Below are 16,718 nucleotides of genomic sequence, written 5' to 3'. Positions count from 1 at the left end.
CTTCGGCGCAGACAGGGCATTCAAGGGGAGAGAGAGCCGGGATGACGATTTTCGAAGGGCAGGCGGCGGTCGTGACGGGCGGCGCGTCGGGGCTGGGCGAGGCGAGCGCGCGGGCGCTGGCGAAGGCGGGACTGAAGCCCTGCATCCTCGATCTGAACGCCGGGGCGGGCGAGGCGCTGGCGGCCGAGCTTGGGGGCATGTTCTGCGCCACCGACGTCACCGACCCCGCCGCGGTCTCGGCCGCGCTCGACCGCGTGACGGATGCCTTCGGGCCGCTGCGCGTCGCCGTGAACTGCGCCGGGGTCGCCCCCGGGGCCAAGACGGTGTCGCGCGGCGAGGCCCACGACCCCGAGGTCTTCGGCCGCACCATCGCCATCAACCTCGTGGGGACGTTCAACGTGGCCTCGCAAGCGGCCGCGCGCATGGTCGCGGCCGATCCCGTCGGGCCCGACGGGCAGCGCGGCGTGATCGTGAACACGGCCTCCGTCGCGGCTTATGACGGGCAGGTAGGGCAGGTGGCCTACGCCGCCTCCAAGGGGGGCGTCGTGGCGATGACGCTGCCCATGGCGCGCGACCTTGCCGACAAGGGCGTGCGGGTCTGCGCCATCGCCCCCGGCCTGTTCCTGACGCCCATGCTCAAGGGCCTTCCGCAGGAGGTGCAGGACAGCCTCGGCGCGCAGGTGCCGTTTCCCCCGCGCCTCGGCGATCCGTCAGAATACGCGGCTCTCATGTTGCATGTGGTGGAGAACCCGATGCTGAACGGCGAGGTGATCCGCCTCGACGGGGCGATCCGCATGGCGCCGCGCTAGTCGCGTGACGGGGGAGGCGGCCATGTCGAACGCGGAAGTCCTGATCGCGGGCGGAGGCATTGCGGGCCTGACGCTCGCGCTGACGCTGCACCAGATCGGCGTGCCGTGTCGCGTCTTCGAGAGCGCGCCCGAGGTGAAGCCGCTCGGCGTCGGCATCAACCTTCAGCCCAACGCGGTGCGCGAGTTGTTCGAGCTTGGCATCGGCCCCGAGGCGCTGGACGCGGTAGGCCTCCCGGCGCGGGAATGGGCGCTCGTGGGGCTGAACGGCAACGACATCCACGCCGAGCCGCGCGGCCGGGAGGCCGGATACGGCTGGCCGCAATACGCGGTCCATCGCGGCGCGTTCACCATGGCGCTCTACCGGGCGGTGATCGAGCGTCTTGGGGCCGGCGCCGTGGTGACCGGGGCGCGGGTGACGTCCTACGAGCAGGACGCGCGGGGGGTGATGGCGCGCATCGCGCTCGACGGCGGGGCAAGCACGAACGTGCGCGGCGCGCTTCTGATCGGGGCGGACGGCATCCGTTCGCTCTTGCGCGCCCGGATGCACCCGGAGGGCGGCGGCATCCAGTGGGGCGGCGCGCTCATGTGGCGTGGCACGGTCCGCGCGACGCCGATCCGCACGGGATCGTCCTTCGTCGGCCTCGGGACCAGCCGGCAGCGCATGGTCATCTACCCGATCTCGCGGCCAGGCGCGGACGGGCGCGCCCTGGTGAACTGGATCGCCGAGGTGACTGTGGACGGCACCGGCGGCTGGGCGGGCGACCGCTGGTTCGCGCCCGCGCGGATCAGCGACTTCGTCCACCACTTCGAGGCCTTCCGCTACCCGTGGCTCGACGTGCCCGAAATGCTGCGCGCGGCGGACGCGGCCTTCGTGAACCCGATGATCGACCGCGACCCCGTGCCCACATGGGTCGAGGGGCGTGTCGCGCTGATGGGGGATGCGGCCCATGCCATGTATCCCACCGGATCGAACGGGGCGAGCCAGGCCATCGTCGACGCCCGCGTGATCGGTGCGAAGATGCTGGCGCACGGCGTCACGCCCGAGGCGCTCGCGGCCTACGACGCGGAGCTTTGCGGCCCGGTCTCCGAGCTTGTGCTGCGCAATCGCGGGGCGGGGCCCTTCGGCCTCCTGGACATGGTGGATGTGCGCTGCGGCGGGGTCTTCGACGACATCGACACCGTCATTCCGCCCGCCGAGCGCGCGGAATTCCTGGCCGGATACAAGGCTGCAGCGGGATTTTCCGTCGAAAGACTGAACGCCGCGCCGCCCACGATCCCGCCCGGCGCGCGGATCGGCGCGGCGGGCCTGCCGCCGAACGTCGCGTAGGGCTGGCATCCGCCCGCAAAACGCGACACATCTGGACCGACGCGCGGCCGAAGCCGGCCTGCGCCCAGACGAGGACCGCATCCATGACCCGCCACAACTCCACCGCCGAAATCCGCGCCCTCGACGCCGCGCACCACATCCACCCCTTCACCAACACCCGCGAACTGAACGAGAAGGGCGCGCGCGTCATCACGAAGGCCGAGGGCGCCTGGCTGACCGACAGCGAGGGCAACCGCATCCTCGACGGCATGTCGGGCCTGTGGTGCACCGCCGTCGGCTACGGGCGGCAGGACATCGTCGAGGCGGTCGCGGCGCAGATGCGCGAGCTGCCGTTCTACAACACGTTCTTCCAGACCACGCACGCGCCGGTGGCCGAGCTGTCGCAGCTTCTGTCCGAGCTGACGCCGCCGCAGTTCAACCGCTTCTTCTACTGTTCCTCGGGGTCCGAGGCGAACGACACGATCTTCCGTCTCGTGACCTACTACTGGCACCTCAAGGGCGAGCCGCAGCGCAACGTCATCGTGTCGCGGCGCGGGGCCTACCACGGCTCGACCGTCGCGGCGGCGGCGGTGGGCGGCTTCGACCCGATGCACGCCCAGCCCGGACTGCCGGTGGGCAACGTCTTTCACGCGCCGCGGCCCGGCTGGTGGTCGGCGGGCGGCGATCTGTCGCCCGAGGCCTTCGGACGCAAGGTCGCGCAGGAGACGCTGCAACTGATCGACGGCATCGGTGCGGCGCGCGTGGCCGCCTTCATCGCCGAGCCGATCATGGGCGCGGGCGGCGTCATCATCCCGCCCGACAGCTACTGGCCCGAGCTGTGGGCCGGCCTGAAGGAGCGCGGGATCCTGCTGATCTCCGACGAGGTGATCTGCGGCTTCGGGCGCACCGGCAACTGGTTCGGATGCGAGACCTACGGCACCGAGCCCGATTTCATGACGATGGCCAAGGCGCTGACCTCGGGCTACGTGCCGATGGGTGCGGTCGCGGTGTCGGACAGGATCGCGGAGGTCCTGATGGAGAAGGGCGGCGAGTTCACCCACGGCTACACCTATTCCGGCCACCCCGCGGCGGCGGCGGCAGCCCTCGTCAACCTGCGCGTCCTGCGCGACGAGAAGCTGGTGGAGCGCGTCGCCGACGACATCGGACCCTACCTGCAGGAGCGCTGGCGCGCGTTGGCCGATCACCCGATCGTGGGCGAGGCGGTGATGACGGGGCTCGTGGGCGGGCTTCAGCTTTGCGCCGACAAGGACGCGCGCCGGGCCTTTCCCGACGGATCGGACGTGGGCATGACGTGCCGCGAGCATTCCTTCGCCGCCGGTCTGGTCATGCGCGCGGTCGGCGACCGGATGGTCGTGGCCCCGCCGCTGATCCTCAGCCGCGAGGAGGCGGACCTGCTGGTCGAGCGCGCGACGCAGGCGCTCGACCGGACGCAGGCCGACATGGCGCGAAGCGGCCTGTTCTAGCCGGGAGAGCCGGCATCCTCGGGCGCGGCCGGCGGCGGCGCCTCGCGGTGTTTCGCAAGCTTCTGTTCGAGGATCCGCCGGGCGCGCTTCTCGGCCAGCCGCACGCGCACGAAGGTGCGGAACAGCTCTTCCGTCGTGGGCGAGGAGTTCCCCAGCGCGCGGGCGATCTCGTCATAGAGGCGGTCGTCGTCCATCGCCTCGGCGGCCGCGATCACGTCCTGCGCGAGCTGGTCGGCGAGCTTCTCGGTGATCGCGCTCATGCGGCGGCCCTCAGCGCGTGCTCTCGGTGAGGCGGCGCTTCACGTAGTCCTGGACGCTCTGGATCATCGGGTCCATGTGCGGATCCTCGAAGAAATGCCCCGCGCCCTCGACCTCCTGGTGGGTGATCGTGATGCCCTTCTGCTCGTGGAGCTTGTCCACGAGGATGCGGGTGTCCTGCGGCTTGGCGAAGCGGTCGCTGGTGCCGTTGATGACGAGGCCCGAGGCCGGGCAGGGGGCAAGGAACGAGAAGTCGTACATGTTCGCGGGCGGCGCCACCGAGATGAAGCCTGTGATCTCTGGGCGCCGCATCAGAAGCTGCATCCCGATCCACGCCCCGAACGAGAAGCCCGCCACCCAGCAGTGCTTGGCGTTGGGGTTCATCGACTGCAGGTAGTCGAGCGCCGAGGCCGCATCGGACAATTCGCCGATGCCCTGGTCGTATTCGCCCTGGCTGCGCCCCACGCCGCGGAAGTTGAAGCGCAGCACGGTGAAGCCGATCTGGTGGAAGGCGTAGTGCAGGTTGTAGACGACGCGGTTGTTCATCGTGCCGCCGAACTGGGGGTGCGGATGCAGGATGATGGCGATCGGCGCGTCCTTGACCTTCTGCGGGTGATAGCGTCCTTCGAGCCGGCCTTCGGGGCCGGGGAAAATCACCTCGGGCATCAGGGTCTCCCTCGAGAGCAGGGGCGGGGCGGGGTTTCTTGACGCGCCGCCCTGCGCTCCTTAGTAAAATCCGATCCGGACGGCGCGGCCACCCGGAGTGGTTCGCAGTTAAGCGCCGCGGAGGCAAAGGTCAATTGGTCCGGGCGTTTCGGCGTCAGGCAGGGAGTGCGGCGCATGAAGCTGTCCACGAAGGGGCGCTACGCGATGGTGGCGATGGCCGACCTCGCGATGCTGAAACCCGGCGAGCTGAGCGCGCTGTCGGACGTGGCGAGGCGCCAGCAGATCTCCCTGCCTTACCTCGAGCAGCTGTTCGTGAAGCTGCGCCGCGCGGGCCTCGTGGAGTCGGTTCGCGGACCCGGTGGCGGCTACCGCCTGACGCGGCCGGCATCGGACATCCGCGTGGTCGACATCTTCGGGGCGGTGGACGAGACGGTGGACGCCATGCACAAGGGCGCGGGCGCGACCGGCGGGCTGTCGGGGAGCCGGGCGCAGAGCATGACGAACAGGCTGTGGGAAAGCCTGAGCGCGCATGTCTACGTGTTCCTTCACCAGACCCGGCTTTCGGACGTGGTGAAGAACGAACTGTCGCCCTGTCCCGCGGTGCCCACCCTCTTCGAGGTGGTCGACGAGGGATGAGGCGGGCGCGCGCCGCCCGAGGCGCGCCGCACGGACATCCTGCGGGCCCCGCGGGCCCGGCGCCTTCGGCGCGATGCGTATTTTTGGAAAGATGAAGGACGGGCCATGGCAGGTCGAACGCGGGTCTATCTCGATCACAACGCCACGATGCCGTTGAGGCGCGAGGCGCGGGAGGCGATGATCGCGGCGATGGACGTGGCGGGCAATCCGTCGTCGGTCCATGCGGAGGGCCGCGCGGCGAAGGCGCTGGTGGAGCGCGCGCGGGCGCAGGTGGCGCAGGCGGTGGGCGCGCAGGGCTCGGACGTCGTCTTCGTCTCGGGCGCCACGGAGGCTGCGGCGCTGGCGCTTGCGGGCCGCGGGCTGCACGGGGCGGCGATCGAGCACGAGGCGGTGCGCGCCTGGACCCGGGAGGACCTTGCGGTGGCGCCGGACGGCTCGGTGGCCATCGCCGATCCCGCCGCATCGACGTTGCAGGCGGCCAATTCCGAGACCGGGATCGTGCAGGATCTGCCCGAGGGCCTGGCGGTCAGCGACTGGACGCAGGCCTTCGGAAAGCTGCCGATGGCCTTCGACTGGTCCGGCGTGGGAATGGCCCTGATCTCGGCGCACAAGATTGGCGGGCCGAAGGGAATCGGGGCGCTGATCCTGCGCCGCGGGCTCGACGTGGAGGCGCGCATCCGGGGCGGCGGGCAGGAGATGGGCCGCCGGTCGGGGACGGAGAACCTTTTGGGCATTGCCGGATTTGGTGGTGCAGCGGAGGCCGCGCTGCAAGATCTTGAATCTGGTGTCTGGGATCGGGTGGAGAAACTTAGAAATATTCTAGAAAAGGCTCTGGAAGCCCGCGCGAAAGAGACTATTTTTGTCGGACAAGGCGGACCCCGGCTTCCCAACACGTCCTGCATCGTGACGCCGGGCTGGAAGGGCGAGACGCAGGTGATGCAGATGGATCTGGCCGGCTTCGCGATCTCCGCGGGATCGGCCTGTTCCTCGGGGAAGGTCCGGGCGAGCGAGGTGCTGACCGCGATGGGCCTCGACAGTCGGGCTGCGGCGAGCGCGATCCGCGTGTCGCTGGGGCCCGGGACGACAGAGGCGGAGGTCGAGGCCTTTGCCGAAGCCTGGGTGGCGGCCTACGACCGCTTCCGCGCGAAGGCGGCCTGATCCCGGACATGTCCGGGCGCGGGCGCGCCGCTGGACAGGACCGGGTGCGCGTCACCCGACAGGAAACGAAGCGGCCCGCAACGCCGCGTCAGATGGGTTCGGGGCAAATCGCCCTCCGCCCGTGGAGGTAGACATGACTGCACTCGATACCGAGGTCAAAGAAGGCGTCGAACGCGAAACCGTCGAGGCCGTGAAGGCGCTTGGCGGCAAGTACAAGCACGGCTGGGAGACCGAGATCGAGATGGAGTACGCGCCCAAGGGCGTGAACGAGGACATCGTCCGCCTGATCTCGGAGAAGAACGGCGAGCCGGAGTGGATGACCGACTGGCGGATGCAGGCGTTCAAGCGCTGGAAGCAGATGGAGGAACCGGACTGGTCGATGGTCAGCTACCCGCCGATCGACTACCAGGACCAGTACTACTACGCCAAGCCCAAGAGCATGACGGAGAAGCCGAAGTCCCTCGACGACGTGGATCCCGACATCCTGCGCACCTACGAGAAGCTCGGCATCCCGCTGAAGGAGCAGATGATCCTCGCGGGGGTCGAGGGCGCGGAGGACGCGCCGGCCGAAGGTCGCCGCGTGGCCGTGGACGCGGTCTTCGACAGCGTGTCGGTGGGCACGACCTTCCAGAAGGAGCTGGCCAAGGCCGGCGTCATCTTCTGCTCGATCTCGGAGGCCATCGAGAAGCATCCCGAGCTGGTGAAGAAGTACCTCGGCAGCGTCGTTCCGATCACCGACAACTTCTTCGCGACGTTGAATTCGGCGGTCTTCTCGGACGGCTCGTTCGTCTACGTGCCGCCCGGCGTGCGCTGCCCGATGGAGCTGTCGACCTACTTCCGGATCAACGCCGAGAACACCGGACAGTTCGAGCGGACGCTCATCATCGCCGACAAGGGATCCTACGTGTCCTACCTCGAGGGTTGCACCGCGCCGCAGCGCGACACCCACCAGCTGCACGCCGCCGTGGTCGAGCTGGTCGCGCTGGAGGATGCCGAGATCAAGTATTCGACGGTCCAGAACTGGTATCCGGGCGACGAGAACGGAAAGGGCGGCATCTACAACTTCGTGACCAAGCGCGCCGATTGCCGGGGCGACCGCTCGAAGGTGATGTGGACCCAGGTCGAGACGGGATCGGCGATCACCTGGAAATATCCCTCGTGCATCCTGCGCGGGGACGACAGCCAGGGCGAGTTCTACTCGATCGCCATCGCCAACAACGCCCAGCAGGCCGATACCGGCACGAAGATGGTCCACCTCGGCAAGCGCACGAAGTCGCGAATCGTGTCCAAGGGGATCAGCGCGGGCCGCGCTCAGAACACCTATCGCGGTCTCGTCTCGATGCACCCCAAAGCCAAGGACAGCCGCAACTACACCCAGTGCGACAGCCTCCTGATCGGGGACAAGTGCGGCGCGCACACGGTTCCCTACATCGAGGTGAAGAACAACTCCTCGCGCGTGGAGCACGAGGCGACGACCTCGAAGGTGGACGACGACCAGCTGTTCTACTGCCGCTCGCGGGGCATGGACGAGGAGGAGGCGGTGGCGCTTGTCGTCAACGGCTTCTGCCGCGAGGTTCTGCAGGCCCTGCCGATGGAATTCGCCATGGAAGCGCAGCAGCTCGTCGCCATCAGCCTCGAGGGGTCGGTGGGCTGAGGCCCGCCCGGCCCCCATTGCGGAGAGCGACATGATCGTGACCACCACTCCGTCCGTCGAGGGACGCAGCATCGCCGAATACCACGGCATCGTCGTCGGCGAGGCGATCCTCGGCGCCAATGTCTTCCGCGATCTCTTCGCGGGGATCACGGACATCATCGGCGGCCGCTCGGGCGCCTACGAGGAAGAGCTTGGCCGCGCGCGCACCGTCGCGCTTTCGGAGATGGAGGAGCGCGCGACAGCCCTTGGCGCCAACGCGGTCGTGGGCGTCGATCTGGATTACGAGGTCATCAACAACATGCTGATGGTCTCGGCGAGCGGAACTGCCGTCCGGCTTGCCTGAGCCGCGCGACGGACATGACACGAGGAAGAGAAATGCTTGAAATCAAGAACCTGCACGTCAAACTTGAAGAAGAGGACAAGCAGATCCTCAAGGGCGTGAACCTGACCGTCGACACCGGCAAGGTGCATGCGATCATGGGCCCCAACGGCTCGGGCAAGTCGACGCTGAGCTACGTCCTGTCGGGCCGCGACGGCTACGACGTGACGGCGGGCTCGGCCACGCTGGACGGCGCCGACCTTCTGGAGATGGAGGCCGAGGAGCGCGCGGCGGCCGGGCTTTTCCTCGCGTTCCAGTATCCCGTCGAGATCCCCGGCGTGGGCAACATGACGTTCCTGCGCACCGCGCTTAACGCGCAGCGCAAGGCGCGCGGCGAGGACGAGATCAGCGCCGGTGACTTCCTCAAGCTCGTGCGCGCCAAGGCCAAGGAGCTCGACATCGACGCCGACATGCTGAAGCGGCCGGTGAACGTGGGCTTCTCGGGCGGCGAGAAGAAGCGCAACGAAATCCTGCAGATGGCGCTTCTGGAGCCGAGGATGTGCATCCTCGACGAAACGGACTCGGGCCTTGACGTTGATGCGATGAAGCTCGTGGCCGACGGCGTCAACGCGCTGCGGTCCGAGGGGCGCGGGTTCCTGGTGATCACCCATTACCAGCGGCTTCTGGACCACATCGTGCCGGACGTGGTGCACATCATGTCCGACGGCCGCATCGTGAAGACGGGCGGGCCCGAGCTTGCCCTCGAGGTCGAGAAGAACGGCTATGCCGACATTCTCGCGGAGGTGGCCTGATGGCCCAGTCGGCGGCACAGAAACAGGCGCGGGCCGACCAGACGGAGACGCGGATCGCGGGGCTTTCGGCGCCGCAGGGGCAGTCGGGCTGGGCCGCCGAGGCGCGCGCCTCGGCGCTGGGGCGGCTGCGCGAGGCCGGGCTTCCGAACCGGCGTGACGAATACTGGAAGTTCACCGACCCCGCGACCCTGACGCAGGAGGCGACGCCGCGCGCCGCGCTGTTCGAGGGCGCGGAAGAGGTACCGATCTTCTCGGGGATCGACCGGCTGCGGATCGTCTTCGTGGACGGCGTTTTCGACCCCGCGCAGTCGGACGACCTGTCGCTGGACGGCGTGGAGATCGAGCGGCTGTCCGACGTCATGACCAAGGACATCCACTGGGCGCGCGATCTCTACGGCGCGCTCGAGACGCGGGGCCAGTCGCCCGTCGCGCGCCCGCTTGCGGCCCTGAACTCGGCCTTCGCGGCGGACGGGATCGTGATCCGGGCGACGGGCAAGGCGTCGAGGCCGATCAGCCTCGTCTACCTGCATGGCGACGAGGCGTCGGACGCCATCCTGCACCACGTCGTCCGGGTGGAGCCCGGGGCCGACGTGACCGTGCTCGAGAGCGGACCCGCCGCCGCGCGCTTCAACAAGTGCATGGAGGTGGACGTGGCCGATGGTGGGGCGTTCCACCATGTGCGCGCGCAGGGCCGCGACCACGAGCGTCGCGCGGTCACGCACATCTTCGCGCGCCTCGGCGAGGGGTCGACCTACAAGTCGTTCACCCTGACCGCGAACGGCGTGCTGACGCGCAACGAACATGTCGTGGAATTCACCGGCGATGATGCAATCGCGCATGTCGCGGGCGCCGCAATGGGCGACGCGGCGAGCGCGCCGTTCCATCACGACGACACCGTGTTCATCACCCATGACGCACAGCGCTGCGAAAGCCGGCAGGTCTTCAAGAAGGTGCTCCGCAACGGGGCCGAGGGGGTGTTCCAGGGCAAGATCCTGGTGAAGCCCGACGCGCAGAAGACCGACGGCTACCAGATCAGCCAGGCGCTTCTCCTTGACGAGGATTCCTCGTTCCAGGCCAAGCCCGAACTCGAGATCTACGCCGACGACGTGCAGTGCTCACACGGCTCGACCACCGGCGCAATTGACGAGACGGCGCTTTACTACCTGCGTTCGCGCGGCGTGCCCGTGGCCGAGGCGACCGACCTCCTGATCCTCGCGTTCCTCGCCGAGACCATCGAGGAGATCGACGACGAGCGCCTGCGCGAGGACATCCGCGAGCGCCTCGAGCAATGGCTGATGCGGCGCCGTCAGGCGTGACCGGATGAGCGTGTCGCGTGATATCGTGGCGACGTGGCGCCGGCCACGACAGGTCATGCGCAGGCTCCTGTCGCAAGGCAAGCGCGAGGATCGCGCGCTCGCCATCCTGATCGGGGCGTGCCTCGTGATCTTCGTGGCGCAATGGCCGCGCATCAGCCGCGAAGCCTACCTCGCCGGCGAGGGCGCAGCACCCCTCGACGCGCGCCTTGCCATCACCTTCTTCGCCATGCTGATGATATGGCCGCTGATGGCCTACATCCTCGCAGGGATCAGCCACGTCGTGGCCATGATCTTCCGCGGTCGCGGCAGCTGGTATTCGGCCCGGCTGGCGCTGTTCTGGGCGATGCTGGCTTCGTCGCCGGCGTGGATGCTGCACGGCCTCGTGTCAGGCTTCATCGGGCCGGGACCCGCGCAAAGCGGGGTCGGCGCGCTGCTGCTCTTGGCCTTTCTGTCGATCTGGGCCATCTGTCTGCGGGAGGCCGAACGCGGCCCCGAGGCGGAGGCAGCGGCATGACGGACATCGGCACATTGCGGCACCTTCTGCGGCTGGCCCGCGACACTGTCGCGAACCCGCGGGAGGGGGCGACGACGGTGCTGAGCTTCGCGCCCCAGCGGCAGGCCCTGTGGCTCATGTTCGCGCTCGTCGTCGTCACGTCGATGATGATGGGCGAGATCGTGGCGCTTCTCACGACCATGCCCGCGGATGGCCCGATGACCGGCCCCTTCGTGCAGTCCCCCCTGGCGCTGGGGCTGGTGCAGGCGGGGTTCCTGTTCCTGATGATCCACGCGATCCACCATATCGGGCGCTTCTTCGGCGGGACCGGCAGCCTCGAGGAGGCGGCGCTACTGGTAATCTGGCTGCAGTTCATCTTCATCTGTGTGCAGGTGGTGCAGATCGTGGCCATCGTGATCGTGCCGCCCGTCGCGGGCCTCGTGACGATCCTGGCGATCGGGCTGTTCTTCTGGCTGCTGGTGAACTTCATCGCCGTGCTGCACGGCTTCACGTCGCTCGGCCTCGTCTTCGTGGTCACGCTGCTTGCGGGCTTCGGCCTTCTCGTCTTCCTCAGCATGGTGCTGGCGTCGCTCGGCGTCGCGGTGCCCACGGCGTGACCGGCGCCGCAACCAAGTTTCATCCGACCCCGCGAGCGGGCGAAGGAGTTCTCATGTACGACATCGACGCGATCCGCGCGGACTTTCCGATCCTCTCGCGGGAGGTGAACGGCAAGCCGCTGGTCTATCTCGACAACGGCGCCTCGGCGCAGAAGCCCAAGGTCGTCATCGACGCGATCACGCAGGCCTATTCGATGGAATACGCCAACGTTCATCGCGGCCTGCATTACCTGTCGAACCTCGCGACCGAGAATTACGAGGCCGTACGCGGCAAGATCGCGCGCTTTCTCGGCGTGGCCGACGAGCGCGAGATCGTGTTCACCAGCGGAACCACAGAAGCCATCAACCTCGTCGCCTACGGCTGGGCCATGCCCCAGATGGAGGCGGGCGACGAGATCGTGCTGACCATCGCCGAGCATCACGCCAACATCGTGCCCTGGCACTTCCTGCGCGAACGGCAGGGCGTCGTCCTGAAGTGGGTGGACGTCGACGCGAACGGCGATCTCGATCCGCAGGCCGTGATCGACGCGATCGGCCCGCGCACGAAATTGGTCGCGATGGCGCACATGTCGAACGTTCTGGGCACGGTCTTCGACGTGAAGGCCGTGGTCGACGGGGCGCATGCGCGCGGCGTGCCGGTGCTGGTCGACGGCAGCCAGGCGGCGGTGCACATGCCGCTCGATCTCGAGGCGCTCGGCGCCGATTTCTACGCGATCACGGGCCACAAGCTTTACGGGCCCTCGGGGTCCGGCGCGATCCATATCCGGCACGACCGCATGGCCGAGATGCGTCCCTTCATGGGTGGCGGCGACATGATCCGCGACGTCCACCGCGACGTGATCACGTGGAACGACCCGCCGATGAAGTTCGAGGCGGGCACGCCCGGCATCGTCCAGCAGATCGGCCTCGGCGTCGCGCTCGACTACATGACCGGCGTGGGCATGGAGAACATCGCCGCCCATGAGCGGCGGCTGACGGACTACGCCCGCACGCGGCTTTCGGGGCTCAACTGGCTGTCGGTGCAGGGCAATTCGGCGAAGAAGGGCGCGATCTTCTCGTTCACGATGGAAGGGGCCGCCCATGCGCACGACATCTCGACCGTGCTCGACAAGAAGGGCGTGGCGGTGCGCGCGGGGCATCATTGCGCCCAGCCGCTGATGGAGCACATGGGCGTGAACGCGACCTGCCGCGCGAGTTTCGGGATGTACAACACCGAGGCCGAGGTGGACGCGCTGATCGACGCGCTCGAGCTGTGCCACGAGCTGTTCGTCTGACCGGACGCTGAACGCGCGGTCCTGCCTCCGGATTCGGCAGGGCCGCGCCGGGGCGCCGCATTTCCGGTCAGCCGCCTGTCGCGTTTTCGACATTCCCATGTCGCATCTGGAACATTTCCTCCCATCTTGCTATCCGCCGTTGCGACAGCCGCGACACCTGCGGCGAGCGGGAGGAACGAATGGGCGCACTTACCACGGCGGATCAGATCTCGGATATCGCGTTCGGCTTCATGGGCTCGAAGGCACTTTTCGCGGCGCTGGAGCAGGGTGTGTTCAGCCACCTCTCGAAGGGACCGATGAGCGCGGATGACCTCGCCGCGCGCACCGATCTCGACACGCCGCGCGCCGAGACGCTTCTGACGGCGCTTGCGGGGCTCGGCCTCGTCAGCGTCGCGGATGGCCGCTACGCCAATTCGCCGGCCGCCGACGCCTTCCTCGTGACGGGCGCGAAATACGACTTCGGCGACTACCTGAGGCTTCAGGTCGGGCGGCAGATGTATGGCCTTCTCGACCAGATCGAGCCCGCCCTGACGGGGCGGCTTCCCGAGGACGCGACCGGCTCCTATGCCGAGTGGTTCTCCGATCCCGAGCAGGCGCGGATCTATTCCGAAAGCCAGCATGCGGGATCTCTGGGGCCCGCGCGGCAGCTTGCCAAGTCGATCGACCTGTCGGGCGTGCGGACGATGCTCGACGTCGGCGGCGGCACGGGCGCCTTCGCCATCACGCTGTGCGGCGCCGCTCCGGGTCTGCGCGCCACGATCGTGGATTTCCCCAACGTGGCCGCGCTGGGGCGCAGCCATGTCGAGGCGGCGGGCCTGTCTGACCGCATTTCCTATGTCGAGGGCAACGCGCTGGAGGCCGAGTGGCCCGAGGCTCAGGACCTGATCCTGATGTCCTACCTGTTCTCGGGCGTGCCGGGCGAGGCGCATCCGGGCCTGATGCGGCGCGCGTGGGACCACCTCGCGCCCGGAGGGCGGCTTCTGGTGCACGATTTCGTCGTCGATCCCGACCGCACCGGGCCGCGCCTTGCGGCACTCTGGCAGTTGCAGCACACGGCCTTCACGCCCGAGGCGCGCTCGCTCGATGCCGCGACGCTGGTGGACGAGCTGCGCGGCGCGGGCTTCGACGAGGTCGGGATCGACGAGATGATTCCCCGCATGACCAAGCTCGCCGTGGCCAGGAAACCGGCCTGAAACCGATTGCAGGACCCTGGCCTTTCACATATATCCCGGCTCCGAAGCACCTGTAGCTCAGCTGGATAGAGCGCTGCCCTCCGAAGGCAGAGGCCAGAGGTTCGAATCCTCTCAGGTGCGCCAAATCCCTGTTCTTGCCGAGATTTGGCCGTAGTGCGGTGTGAAAAGGCACATTGGAAGCATCAAACGGGCATCCGCCCATTCCGCAAGCACGAGCGTTGCGCATCTGACGAACTGAGGAACGGAAACCTCCAGCCCGCTTGAAACGCGGCAAGCTGTGACCCAGAACGTTCGCGGACGCATACGACCACCATTCCGAGGCAGCGTAAAATGCACGACAGTATCCACAACGGCGTTCAGGACATGCAGTCGGCGATCCTGCATCACCTGAACTACACGGTCGGCAAGGATGCCGACCACGCCACGCGGTTCGACTGGCGCATGGCGCTGTCCCATGCGCTGCGTGACCGGATCGTGGACGTCTGGTTCAATTCCACCCGCCGCTCCAAGGCCGCCGGGGCCAAGCGGGTCTACTATCTCTCGATGGAATTCCTGATCGGCCGTCTGCTTGAGGACGGGCTCGTGAACCTGCGGATGTTCGACGCGGCCTGCGAGGCGCTTTCGAGCTTCGGCTGCGACCCCATGAAGGTCATCGCGGACGAACCCGACGCCGCGCTCGGCAATGGCGGGCTCGGCCGTCTGGCGGCCTGCTTCCTGGAGTCGATGTCGAGCCTTGGCGTTCCGGCCCATGGCTACGGCATCCGCTACGAGCACGGCCTGTTCCAGCAGCGCATCATCGGAGGCCGGCAGGTGGAACTGCCGGAGACATGGCTGAACGACCCCCACGCCTGGGAATTCGAGCGCCCCGAGACGAGCTACCGGATCGGGTTCGGCGGGTCTGTCAGCAACGGCGCTTGGGAACCGGCCGAGGCCGTGATCGCAGCGGGCTACGATACGCCGGTCGTGGGCTGGAACGGCGTCTGGGCGAACACGCTGCGCCTGTGGTCGGCGCGCTCGGTTGCGGGCTTCGACCTCGACAGGTTCAACCGTGGCGAGTTCGTCGCCGCCGCCGCCCCCGAGGAGACGGCGCGCACGATCAGCCGGGTGCTCTATCCCAACGACGATACCGAAATCGGCAAGGAGCTGCGGCTGAAGCAGGAGTTCTTCTTCACCGCGGCCTCGCTGCAGGACATCCTGCGCCGGTTCGACCAGGAGCATGGCGACCTGCGCCGGCTGCCCTCGAAGGTCGCGATCCAGCTCAACGACACCCATCCCGCCATCGCGGGACCCGAACTGGTGCGGCTTTTGCACGACGCGCGCGGCGTCCCCTTCGAGGAGGCGGTGGAGCTTGCGCGCAACACGCTCGCCTACACCAACCACACGCTTCTGCCCGAGGCCCTCGAGAAGTGGTCGGAGGGGCTGTTCGGCCGCCTCCTGCCGCGGCACCTCGAGATCATCGACCGGATCGACCAGGGCCACCGCGACGCGCATCCCGGCAGCTCGGTGCGGCTCCATGCCGAGGGCACCGTCAACATGGGCGAGCTCAGCTTCGTGATGGCCCACAAGGTCAACGGCGTCTCCGCGCTGCACACCGAGCTGATGAAGACGACCGTGTTCGACGAACTGAACCGCCTGCACCCCGACCGCATCGTCAGCGAGACCAACGGCGTGACGCCGCGCCGCTGGCTCTTGTCATCGAACCCGCGGCTTGCGGGCCTTATCACCGAGCGCATCGGCGAGGACTGGGTGGGCGATCTCGAGAAGCTGTCCGAACTCGAAAGCCACATCGACGATCCGACCTTCCTCGACGCCTATGCCGGGGCCAAGACCGCCAACAAGGCCGGGCTGGCCGCCTGGATCAAGGCCGAGCACGGCATCGCCCTCGATCCCAAGATGATGTTCGACGTCCAGATCAAGCGCCTGCACGAATACAAGCGCCAGCACCTCAACATCCTCGAGGCCATCGCGCTGTGGCAGGCGATCCGCGCCAATCCCGACGGCGACTGGACCCCGCGCGTCAAGATCTTCGCGGGCAAGGCCGCGCCGGGCTACTTCTTCGCCAAGGACATCATCCGGCTGATCAACGACGTGGCCGCGGTCGTGAACGCCGATCCGCTGACCAGCGACAAGCTGAAGGTGGTGTTCCTGCCCAACTACAACGTCACGCTGGCCGAGCGGCTGATCCCGGCCTCCGACCTCTCGGAACAGATCTCGACGGCCGGCAAGGAGGCTTCGGGCACCGGGAACATGAAGTTCGCCCTCAACGGCGCGCCGACGATCGGCACGCTCGACGGCGCCAACGTCGAAATCCGCGATCATGTCGGGGCCGAGAACTTCTTTCTGTTCGGCATGACGGCGGCCGAGGTGGTGGAGCGGCGCATGATCGAGGGTCACGCGCGCAAGGCGATCGAGGCCGACCCGCGCCTCGCCGCAGCGATCGGGGCCGTGCGCGAGGGCGTCTTCTCGCCGGACGAGCCTGACCGCTACGCCCATGTCGTCGAGAACATCTCGGGGCACGACTACTTCCTCGTCGCCTCGGATTTCACCGACTACTGGCGCGCGCAGCGCGAGGTTGACGCGGCCTACCGCGACACCGAGGGCTGGACGCGGATGGCTGCGCTCAACACGGTGCGGTCGGGCTGGTTCTCGTCGGATCGCACGATCCGCGGCTATCTTGCCGACATCTGGGGCGCGTCGCCCCTCGTCTGAGGCAATCGACGCCT

At 68.0% G+C, this 16,718-nt stretch carries 16 protein-coding genes and 1 tRNA gene; 15 read left to right on the top strand and 2 right to left on the bottom strand.

What is annotated here, in order from left to right; all coding sequences use genetic code 11:
• The first annotated feature begins 41 nt into the window (after window positions 1-41).
• The 3 genes from P6F26_RS10690 (at window position 42) to P6F26_RS10680 (ending at window position 3,599) form a co-directional block, all read left to right on the top strand.
• Complete coding sequence (locus tag P6F26_RS10690) at window positions 42-809, top strand: SDR family NAD(P)-dependent oxidoreductase (RefSeq protein ID WP_278028674.1); 768 nt, start codon at window positions 42-44, stop codon at window positions 807-809.
• Between the two features lie 22 nt (window positions 810-831).
• Window positions 832-2,136 carry a flavin-dependent oxidoreductase gene (locus P6F26_RS10685; protein ID WP_278028673.1) on the top strand — a complete coding sequence of 435 codons (1,305 nt, stop codon included), beginning with the start codon at window positions 832-834 and terminating at the stop codon, window positions 2,134-2,136.
• 83 nt (window positions 2,137-2,219) lie between these two features.
• Complete coding sequence (locus tag P6F26_RS10680) at window positions 2,220-3,599, top strand: aspartate aminotransferase family protein (protein WP_278028672.1); 1,380 nt, start codon at window positions 2,220-2,222, stop codon at window positions 3,597-3,599.
• On the opposite strand, the gene P6F26_RS10675 is transcribed toward P6F26_RS10680, so the two are convergent.
• Both P6F26_RS10675 and P6F26_RS10670 read right to left on the bottom strand, forming a co-directional pair.
• The gene (locus P6F26_RS10675) at window positions 3,596-3,859 is read right to left on the bottom strand and encodes a hypothetical protein (RefSeq protein ID WP_278028671.1); all 264 of its coding nucleotides are present in this window, start codon (window positions 3,857-3,859) and stop codon (window positions 3,596-3,598) included. The genes P6F26_RS10680 and P6F26_RS10675 overlap by 4 nt on opposite strands.
• 10 nt (window positions 3,860-3,869) lie before the next feature.
• A complete protein-coding gene (locus P6F26_RS10670) occupies window positions 3,870-4,523 on the bottom strand; it encodes an alpha/beta hydrolase (protein ID WP_278028670.1) in 654 nt (217 codons plus the stop codon).
• 174 nt (window positions 4,524-4,697) lie between these two features.
• On the opposite strand from P6F26_RS10670, the gene iscR reads away from it, so the two are divergent.
• The 12 genes from iscR to P6F26_RS10610 all read left to right on the top strand — a co-directional run bounded on the left by iscR (window position 4,698) and on the right by P6F26_RS10610 (window position 16,704).
• Window positions 4,698-5,159, top strand: a complete 462-nt coding sequence (gene iscR / locus P6F26_RS10665; RefSeq protein ID WP_278028669.1) for a Fe-S cluster assembly transcriptional regulator IscR — start codon at window positions 4,698-4,700, stop codon at window positions 5,157-5,159.
• A gap of 105 nt (window positions 5,160-5,264) precedes the next feature.
• Window positions 5,265-6,317, top strand: coding sequence for a cysteine desulfurase family protein (locus P6F26_RS10660; RefSeq protein ID WP_278028668.1), 1,053 nt, complete (start codon window positions 5,265-5,267; stop codon window positions 6,315-6,317).
• Between the two features lie 133 nt (window positions 6,318-6,450).
• Window positions 6,451-7,971 (top strand): Fe-S cluster assembly protein SufB, encoded by a 1,521-nt coding sequence (gene sufB / locus P6F26_RS10655; protein ID WP_278028667.1) that lies wholly within the window; start codon window positions 6,451-6,453, stop codon window positions 7,969-7,971.
• Window positions 7,972-8,002: 31 nt separating this feature from the next.
• Window positions 8,003-8,314 carry a heavy metal-binding domain-containing protein gene (locus P6F26_RS10650; protein ID WP_278028666.1) on the top strand — a complete coding sequence of 104 codons (312 nt, stop codon included), beginning with the start codon at window positions 8,003-8,005 and terminating at the stop codon, window positions 8,312-8,314.
• 32 nt (window positions 8,315-8,346) lie between these two features.
• Window positions 8,347-9,102, top strand: coding sequence for a Fe-S cluster assembly ATPase SufC (gene sufC, locus P6F26_RS10645; RefSeq protein ID WP_278028665.1), 756 nt, complete (start codon window positions 8,347-8,349; stop codon window positions 9,100-9,102).
• Entirely contained in the window at window positions 9,102-10,418 is a 1,317-nt protein-coding gene (gene sufD / locus P6F26_RS10640; protein WP_278028664.1) for a Fe-S cluster assembly protein SufD, read from the top strand. Before sufC ends, sufD begins: the two co-directional genes overlap by 1 nt.
• A 4-nt stretch (window positions 10,419-10,422) precedes the next feature.
• Window positions 10,423-10,932 (top strand): hypothetical protein, encoded by a 510-nt coding sequence (locus P6F26_RS10635; protein ID WP_278028663.1) that lies wholly within the window; start codon window positions 10,423-10,425, stop codon window positions 10,930-10,932.
• A complete protein-coding gene (locus P6F26_RS10630) occupies window positions 10,929-11,528 on the top strand; it encodes a Yip1 family protein (protein WP_278028662.1) in 600 nt (199 codons plus the stop codon). Before P6F26_RS10635 ends, P6F26_RS10630 begins: the two co-directional genes overlap by 4 nt.
• Window positions 11,529-11,581: 53 nt before the next feature.
• Complete coding sequence (locus tag P6F26_RS10625) at window positions 11,582-12,802, top strand: cysteine desulfurase (RefSeq protein WP_278028661.1); 1,221 nt, start codon at window positions 11,582-11,584, stop codon at window positions 12,800-12,802.
• A gap of 179 nt (window positions 12,803-12,981) precedes the next feature.
• Window positions 12,982-13,995, top strand: a complete 1,014-nt coding sequence (locus P6F26_RS10620; protein ID WP_278028660.1) for a methyltransferase — start codon at window positions 12,982-12,984, stop codon at window positions 13,993-13,995.
• 46 nt (window positions 13,996-14,041) lie between these two features.
• A tRNA-Arg gene (locus P6F26_RS10615) sits at window positions 14,042-14,118 on the top strand.
• A gap of 207 nt (window positions 14,119-14,325) precedes the next feature.
• A complete protein-coding gene (locus P6F26_RS10610) occupies window positions 14,326-16,704 on the top strand; it encodes a glycogen/starch/alpha-glucan phosphorylase (protein ID WP_278028659.1) in 2,379 nt (792 codons plus the stop codon).
• The last annotated feature ends 14 nt before the right edge of the window (window positions 16,705-16,718 follow it).

Origin of the sequence: Roseicyclus salinarum (assembly GCF_029624655.1) — a bacterium.
Taxonomy (GTDB): Bacteria; Pseudomonadota; Alphaproteobacteria; order Rhodobacterales; family Rhodobacteraceae; genus Roseibacterium; species Roseibacterium salinarum.
Note: the sequence above shows the minus strand (reverse complement) of the source record. Positions and strands in the feature narration are given on the sequence as shown.

Bases quoted from the DNA above. Each gene is read 5' to 3' on its own strand.
- sufB (WP_278028667.1), top strand. From the start codon at position 6,451: ATGACTGCACTCGATACCGAGGTCAAAGAAGGCGTCGAACGCGAAACC.
- P6F26_RS10670 (WP_278028670.1), bottom strand. From the start codon at position 4,523: ATGCCCGAGGTGATTTTCCCCGGCCCCGAAGGCCGGCTCGAAGGACGC.
- iscR (WP_278028669.1), top strand. From the start codon at position 4,698: ATGAAGCTGTCCACGAAGGGGCGCTACGCGATGGTGGCGATGGCCGAC.
- P6F26_RS10650 (WP_278028666.1), top strand. From the start codon at position 8,003: ATGATCGTGACCACCACTCCGTCCGTCGAGGGACGCAGCATCGCCGAA.
- P6F26_RS10620 (WP_278028660.1), top strand. From the start codon at position 12,982: ATGGGCGCACTTACCACGGCGGATCAGATCTCGGATATCGCGTTCGGC.
- sufD (WP_278028664.1), top strand. From the start codon at position 9,102: ATGGCCCAGTCGGCGGCACAGAAACAGGCGCGGGCCGACCAGACGGAG.
- sufC (WP_278028665.1), top strand. From the start codon at position 8,347: ATGCTTGAAATCAAGAACCTGCACGTCAAACTTGAAGAAGAGGACAAG.
- P6F26_RS10660 (WP_278028668.1), top strand. From the start codon at position 5,265: ATGGCAGGTCGAACGCGGGTCTATCTCGATCACAACGCCACGATGCCG.
- P6F26_RS10635 (WP_278028663.1), top strand. From the start codon at position 10,423: ATGAGCGTGTCGCGTGATATCGTGGCGACGTGGCGCCGGCCACGACAG.
- P6F26_RS10690 (WP_278028674.1), top strand. From the start codon at position 42: ATGACGATTTTCGAAGGGCAGGCGGCGGTCGTGACGGGCGGCGCGTCG.
- P6F26_RS10625 (WP_278028661.1), top strand. From the start codon at position 11,582: ATGTACGACATCGACGCGATCCGCGCGGACTTTCCGATCCTCTCGCGG.
- P6F26_RS10675 (WP_278028671.1), bottom strand. From the start codon at position 3,859: ATGAGCGCGATCACCGAGAAGCTCGCCGACCAGCTCGCGCAGGACGTG.
- P6F26_RS10630 (WP_278028662.1), top strand. From the start codon at position 10,929: ATGACGGACATCGGCACATTGCGGCACCTTCTGCGGCTGGCCCGCGAC.
- P6F26_RS10680 (WP_278028672.1), top strand. From the start codon at position 2,220: ATGACCCGCCACAACTCCACCGCCGAAATCCGCGCCCTCGACGCCGCG.
- P6F26_RS10685 (WP_278028673.1), top strand. From the start codon at position 832: ATGTCGAACGCGGAAGTCCTGATCGCGGGCGGAGGCATTGCGGGCCTG.
- P6F26_RS10610 (WP_278028659.1), top strand. From the start codon at position 14,326: ATGCACGACAGTATCCACAACGGCGTTCAGGACATGCAGTCGGCGATC.